This is a genomic window from Halolactibacillus sp. JCM 19043 (assembly GCF_001310395.1).
Taxonomy (GTDB): domain Bacteria; phylum Bacillota; class Bacilli; order Bacillales; family Amphibacillaceae; genus Halolactibacillus; species Halolactibacillus miurensis.
The window spans coordinates 22,795-29,479 of the sequence record NZ_BAXD01000032.1; the positions used below are offsets into that span (position 1 = coordinate 22,795).

The 6,685-nt window shown below is 33.0% G+C and carries 8 protein-coding genes; all 8 read left to right on the forward strand.

Annotated features, from left to right (window positions below; genetic code table 11):
- Position 1 precedes the first annotated feature (1 nt).
- On the forward strand, positions 2 to 301 hold the full coding sequence (locus JCM19043_RS12870; RefSeq protein ID WP_062323078.1) for a helix-turn-helix transcriptional regulator: 300 nt from the start codon (positions 2 to 4) through the stop codon (positions 299 to 301).
- A 25-nt stretch (positions 302 to 326) separates the two neighbouring features.
- On the forward strand, positions 327 to 1,679 hold the full coding sequence (locus JCM19043_RS12875; protein WP_062323080.1) for a hypothetical protein: 1,353 nt from the start codon (positions 327 to 329) through the stop codon (positions 1,677 to 1,679).
- A gap of 171 nt (positions 1,680 to 1,850) precedes the next feature.
- Positions 1,851 to 2,858, forward strand: a complete 1,008-nt coding sequence (locus JCM19043_RS12880) for a hypothetical protein (protein WP_062323082.1) — start codon at positions 1,851 to 1,853, stop codon at positions 2,856 to 2,858.
- Between the two features lie 513 nt (positions 2,859 to 3,371).
- A complete protein-coding gene (locus JCM19043_RS12885; RefSeq protein ID WP_062323084.1) occupies positions 3,372 to 4,160 on the forward strand; it encodes a DUF6414 family protein in 789 nt (262 codons plus the stop codon).
- 1 nt (position 4,161) lies between these two features.
- Complete coding sequence (locus JCM19043_RS12890) at positions 4,162 to 4,950, forward strand: AAA family ATPase (protein WP_062323086.1); 789 nt, start codon at positions 4,162 to 4,164, stop codon at positions 4,948 to 4,950.
- A 65-nt stretch (positions 4,951 to 5,015) separates the two neighbouring features.
- Positions 5,016 to 5,309, forward strand: coding sequence for a hypothetical protein (locus JCM19043_RS12895; protein WP_062323088.1), 294 nt, complete (start codon positions 5,016 to 5,018; stop codon positions 5,307 to 5,309).
- A gap of 209 nt (positions 5,310 to 5,518) precedes the next feature.
- Entirely contained in the window at positions 5,519 to 5,680 is a 162-nt protein-coding gene (locus JCM19043_RS16125) for a JAB domain-containing protein (protein WP_255349974.1), read from the forward strand.
- Positions 5,681 to 6,118: 438 nt separating this feature from the next.
- A complete protein-coding gene (locus JCM19043_RS12900) occupies positions 6,119 to 6,586 on the forward strand; it encodes a hypothetical protein (protein WP_062323090.1) in 468 nt (155 codons plus the stop codon).
- Positions 6,587 to 6,685: the final 99 nt, after the last annotated feature.

Consider the following 6,685-nt stretch of genomic DNA (forward strand, 5'->3'; position numbering starts at 1 on the left):
AATGGCAATTGAATGGAGATTAAGAAAGGTTATGGCTGATAAAGGTATCTGGTCAGGGGCAGAATTAGGCAGGTTAATGGAGGATAAGGCAGGTTATAAACTATCACCACCTTCTATTAGTGCTCTACTAACTAGTGAACCTAAACAAGTAAAGACCCATACAATGGACGCTCTCTGTACAGCTCTAGAATGCACTCCAAATGATTTGTGGAAGCACACTCCTACACAAGTGAAAAAACTTGAAAGAGCAAAAAGTAATAGTTTGGCGAAGGTAGTTAATGAATCACATTCTGAAGATTAGCTTCCACCAATTTAGGTGATTTAATATGAATAATTTAAATTGTAGATCTTGTGAGAGGAAGCTCAATAAGTCAGAGGTAAACAAAAGAGCAACCTTTTGTCATTATTGTTTTAGTAAAGCACGTGTAGAGAGAATACAAACAGAAGTTTTTCTAAAAGAAAATTTCAAGAAGAAATGGTGTGCTGATTTATTCAAAGACTATGTACAGTATTTGACGGAATTACAGATTGGTGTCGATACCATACGTAAAAACAGTAGTAAGGTGTTAAAAGTCTTACTAATGGCTGAAAGTGACCTTCTTAGACCTTCAGATATTACTGAAACATGGGTAGTAACTGCTTTAGAGAAGTTACCGAATTCGAAAGGTGTTAAATCAAGTTTATTTCAGTTTTTAGTTCGAGAACGTTTACTGAGCTTTGATGAAGATGATGGAGTTATTACAGGTATTAGCAGGCAGTTAGAACTAGTATCAAAGGAATTTAAGCGCCTTTTAGAAATATATTTTAATGAAAGAATGGAATTAAGAAAGAGACAAGTGAAGTTTAATGCAAGGAATCCATTGTCTCTTCTTACAATAAAAACAGACCTAGAGGTTTTTATTAGATTGGTAAAATGGTTTCAGACTAATTCAAAGCATATTGAATCATGGGATACTGTTCAGCAAGAGGATATTCATGAATTCCTTTTAACATTAACTCCTAAACATAGGGAGATTGTAAGAAAAGACTTGTTGGTTTTATTTAAATTAGCTAAAAGAAAAAGAATTATAACCCATATTCCTATTTTGGATATTAAATCTAGGGATTTGCCTCCGACTATAGAGCCTTTGTGTTTTGAAGAACAAGTTAGAGTAGCAAAAGTAATAAAACATAACCTCCATGAGAAGCCATTAAAAAGCTTTCTAACATCGTTATGTTTTTACCATGGCTTATCTTCAAGTCATATTAGAAACATTAAAACAACTGATTTAAAACTTGACCAAAAAACCATTTACTTTAGCGAAAGACCGCCGGTCTATTTATCAGATGATGAGATGATCATGGTTAATGAGTACGCCAGAATAAGAGCTAACACAAGGAATGTAGAGAGTAAATCTTACCTAATATTAAGCTCTAGTGCTTCGGAAGTATATCAAGATAGACCAATTAACAATCGTTTTATTGCGACTAAAGTTAAGGAATTAACTGGCTTTACACCGAAATCATTAAGAATAACTTGTTTTAACACTATAGCAAGTCATTTTGGACCGCAACTACTTGTAGAAGGCTTCGGAGTATCTCTAACACAGGCATCAAGGTATGGAAAGCTAGAGGATTATCTGATAGATGAACAAATACAGACTCAGAGAGAGTATGTCTCTCATTATTCTGATGATTAATTTCATGTAAATGAATTGTTAGTTTAAAATAAAGACGTACTGTTTATAAAAAAAGTTGCACCGCAAGGTCCTGTTTGTTTTATCTTTATCTTCCACAAACGGGCCAGATTGTTTAATATAGTGTTAGAATTGTGTCGATTGAAAAGAAGAAAATAAATAAGGGGAAAACTAATGACAAAGAAAAAATATTCTGATGAATATGGAAATCAAATTAGGTCTAGACCATCGAAGCCATTTTATAAGAAATGGTTGGTTTGGGTGATAGTAATTTTGGGTGTACTATTTGGCGCTATAGGAATCTATACTCTTGGTAGTAAAGAAGAAGCAGCAGATTACCCATTTGAAAAAGGAGAAGAAACAGTAATTGAGAATCCAGAACTTGCGGATTCAAAGGAAGAAAATGCAGAAGAGCAAGCATATACATATGAAGATTTTAAAGGAATATATGTTATCTTTTCAGGAGAGCCTTATAAAACCTCTATAAAAGATATGTCAGATATAATAGTGGTAGAAGACGATTATTATCAAAGATTTAATCGTTGGGATTTTGATATGACTTCTACTATTAAAGATAAAAAAATAGAAGGAAATGTTTTAACACTTGATTTAGATAGTGATGAAAATGAAATGTGGGGACTTCATAGTGAAAGTGGAACTGAACAATTCGAATTACGGCATGAAGGTGATAAAAAAATTCTTTATTCAGTTACAAATGATGATTCTTTTTATTCGATGTCTAATCAAGATTTACAAACTCACTATACCCAATCAGAAATAGATTATGCACGAATCATTATGACAATATATGGAGAGCTAACTTTAGATCAATGGGCTATGTGGGAAGATGAGTGGGGTGTTCCTGTTGTTGACGTAATTTATAATTCCGCTGGTGATCCTACAGAAGTTTCTGATGAAGTTCCTTATCCTAATGACGTAACTCATTTAAGTTTAACCAATCAAGGGATGGCAGCCGGAATCATAACGTACTCGTCTCACGGTGATGGAACTATCGTAAGATATCCTATGCCATTACATTATCATCAAGAAGATCAATCAGAAGAGGGGTATCGACAACTTGCTCAGGAATCTTTAGATGATGCTGAAGCGATGTACATAGAACCATTCGAACCCTACACTGTAGCAGACTTTATTGGACGTGTGGAGTTTCTATATGAATAAAATGGGGAATCGGAAATGGATCATCGGAAGAATATTTAGTTCTACTTAATAGGGTGCGATTGACAAACATGTGTGTTCAAGAAGTAGGGCGCTTTAATGGAAAAACTCAAGAAAAAATTTATAGACGAAATAGCATCCGAATTAACTGGGGAGGAATTCATGACTCCGGGAATGACATCTAGGAAAAATCTTGTATGAATTTAATAATCAAAAAGTTAATTAATTTGAGGTAAAAACCATGCCTAAACGCCAAACTGGTTGGACTGAAAAGATAGCAAACTTAAGTTTTGTGTTGTTTAAAAATTTTAAGGGATGATATGATCCAAAGATGGTTTAACTGTAGGTTATGCTAGGTGAAGCATGGCTGAAGAAGTCTTTGGTTTTATTGAAATTTAGGTGGTTATAAGGTTTGAAGTTGAAATTAAGTAGTCGCGTCAAGACTGTTCCGAGATGTAGTCAACTGGAAAAATTTCGAGATTAAAATTTATTATATGATTGGGGCTTAGTAATGAAATGAAAAAAATAATATATTTTGATGAGTCGTCTGCACTTGATATTCTCGATTTAAAAAATGAAGGGCGTTCACAAGAGATTATGGAGAATATAGTTAAGAAAGCGAATGATATGTCAATAGGCGCTAAAGTTGGAACGGGTATATTAGACATTTTTAATTTTGGAGGATCATTCAACGTCAAAGGAGGAGCAAGTCGAAATAAATCAAATATCTTAACAACCAATCTGACCAATACAATTCTTACGAGCTTTGTAGATCTAATTGATGATAAGGAAAGTAAAGGTTATGGTATCCAAGAGCTAAAAGATTCTAAACTCTATATCGTTCCTGAATCAGCTGCTTTCATTAAATCAATTACACCGTTTGTAAAGATATTTAAAACATCAGAAGAGCTGACAGATACATCAAACCCGTTCTCCCCAGAGAATATTAACTTGCATTCCTTTGATGAAGTATTGTTAAACGCCAAAGGTTATTATGAACTTGTTGCAATAAACAGACGGAAAACGAAAAGGGTTGTGCGTTTTAATTTGGACGGATTGAGAAATAATTATAAACTCCATGATCTTCAGAAAATGAACCTGACCATGTACGGGATTCGGGTGGGTAAGTGTTTAGAGGAAAGTTTAAAATTTGAAAAGGACATTATAGGTGACAGTGAAGGTGTGGAAGAACAAACAAAACCAACAGGCTATGATCCTCATAAAAAGGATCAATACAATCCTCAAGACCCAGGTAAGGATGTTGAGTTGGAAATAATTGATATTATCTTAGCGGGGATTAACTAATATGGAAGGAATTTATTCGATATATATCGGACCATCAAAACAATTTCAGAGTAAACTTGAAGGTGAAGTAGAACCGGAAAATGTCATCCATTTAAGAGAACTGGTTTTGAAAATGGATTCAAAAAATTTCGATGATTGGATTGAGGAAAACAGGGGCCAATTCAAAACCTTGATATGTAATGCGGAATCATTTTCATCTGTAAAAGAGCATTTTGTAGCTAATCTTCCGTATATATTAAAACTTTTAGTAGACTATGGATGTATTGGGAAATGCTACTTCCAAAACCCTCCTTTAGTGTTCACAAAGGGATTAAAGCGAGTAGTTGGCGATGATTTAACTGAAGAAAGTCATAAATATGAGAAGATCACAAGGGATTATTTGTTATCCATTTATCAAAGATATAATGAAGAAATTATAGGGCAAAATGACACTCTATTAGAAATCTTATCAACTTTATATCCACTAACTGCCGGCAATGATGAAAAACCCGTTGTCATGATGTTTTACGGTCCCGCTGGAGTAGGGAAAACTGAAAGTGCCAAAATAATCAACAATGCACTGACAAACGGCGAATTGTTTCGCCAGCAATTATCTATGTTTCAGACAGGTGATTTCGGGTCTTATCTTTTCGGCAGCTCATTAGAGCATCCTGCATTAGCAAGAGATTTATTAAACAGAGAAAGTAACATTATTCTATTTGATGAGTTTAACAGGTGTTCTTCAGCAGTTCATTCAGCGTTTTTCCAAATGTTTGACGAAGGTATATTCGTTGATAAAACTACGAGGTAAACTTAAAGAACTCTGTTATTATTTGTACAGCTAATTACGAATCAAGAGAAGAAATTTTCTCTGCTTTGGGCGGACCGCTATTTTCACGTTTTGACCATTTCGTACATTTTAATTATTTATCAATTGATGCTAAGAAAACTTTAATACAAGAAAAATACCTTGCACTTTTAGGCCAGTGGACGGGCAAAGAGAAGGAATTATTAAAAGAACCCTACCACATAGAGACATTAGTCAAAGATGCGGAACTTTTTACTAACGCTCGAAATATTGAAAAAGGTGTTAAAGGTTACATGTCGAAGGTTTTAGTAAAGTATATGATTGAAGAAAGCGCTAAAGAATCGGAAGTTTTTTCTAGGTAATAAATCACATCATTTTGGAAATGAATAACCTTATATGGTTATGTGAATGTGGTACATATCAGTCTGCTTGTCGCAAAAGTAAACAACTTTATTCGTACTAAACAATAAATTTAATTTACAAAAGTGGAATTCATTTTGAGTAATCTTTTTACAAAATGGATTCCTTTTAATTTTAATTAGGTGTAACCGAACTTATTATTAAAGAACATATCCTTTTCCATCCTTCAGGTAATGTTTCGCCAAGCGCGGAAGATATTTCGGTTACAGAACGACTTGTTAAGGCGGGTGAATATATTGGCATTAATGTTTTAGATCATATTATCGTTAGTCAAAACGCATCCCTTAGTCTTAAAGAAAGAGGATATGTTTAATTATTATAAAAGAGAGAGAATCTCTCTCTTTTTTTGAACTCAACTTTAATAAAAATCATACAATTTTAACTAATTTATGCTAACATTGTTAATAGGAATATTAATTAAAGAAACCTATCGGGTTTTTAAAAAATTTTTATAATAAAGTTTGAACAAAAAATTAGAAATGTTGATTTAAAAGGATTTATAACAATCAAAACCTTGCATTTTAATCAATCTTTTTTATAAATAATCAAACTTTGTTCTAAACGATCAATCTTTATTATAAAGCCACAGTAAAAACTTAATTAATATTAAGGGGCCAAACTACAAATAATAATAGACACAGTATATCATCGAGTGAAAATATATTTATTAGTTTATTCGTCAGAAAAAAGTAATAACTCTTTTTTCTACGCCTATAATAGGTGGAACAAAAAATAGTTTAGGAGAGATAAAATGGAAAAAAACAAAGGGTTATGCAATCAGTGTAGAGAGTCTATTGTTGATGACATGATGTTAATGAAAGCTGATAAGAAAGCGTTGATGCAACTTAGTGATAGAATTAATATGAATGAATCGAAAAAAGAACTAAGTCATATGTTCGAAGATTTTAAAAATATCGATACACTTATTTTAAAGAATACTTGTGCAAAAATAGATTCTCTTGGTTACCGTTTCCAGGGTATAGCACCCGGTTTAGCAGGGCTGGCAATTTATATTACTGTGTTCAAATTGTTTATATCTATAGTTTTGGATGGGAAACCCATTACATCTATAGTTACGTGGGGGGTATACATTTTCATGGCAATAGTTGCGGCATCTGTTTGTTCTATTTTAAAAATGAATAAAGAGAATACCAAGTTAATGTATCTTAAATTTTTAATGATACAGGCGTTAGAAGAAAAAGAAAAAACAAAGAGTTAATATAACTATCTTTTCTTTTTTTGATCAGCCTGAAGGTCCAGCAAGTGCCTGTCTCGCTCTTCCCTAAAATCCTCGATAATCAGAAGAATTAAAGAAACA

Excerpts from the sequence above, each read along its gene's own strand:
- JCM19043_RS12870 (WP_062323078.1), top strand. The coding sequence starts at position 2 with ATGGCAATTGAATGGAGATTAAGAAAGGTTATGGCTGATAAAGGTATC.
- JCM19043_RS12875 (WP_062323080.1), top strand. The coding sequence starts at position 327 with ATGAATAATTTAAATTGTAGATCTTGTGAGAGGAAGCTCAATAAGTCA.
- JCM19043_RS12880 (WP_062323082.1), top strand. The coding sequence starts at position 1,851 with ATGACAAAGAAAAAATATTCTGATGAATATGGAAATCAAATTAGGTCT.
- JCM19043_RS12885 (WP_062323084.1), top strand. The coding sequence starts at position 3,372 with ATGAAAAAAATAATATATTTTGATGAGTCGTCTGCACTTGATATTCTC.
- JCM19043_RS12890 (WP_062323086.1), top strand. The coding sequence starts at position 4,162 with ATGGAAGGAATTTATTCGATATATATCGGACCATCAAAACAATTTCAG.
- JCM19043_RS12900 (WP_062323090.1), top strand. The coding sequence starts at position 6,119 with ATGGAAAAAAACAAAGGGTTATGCAATCAGTGTAGAGAGTCTATTGTT.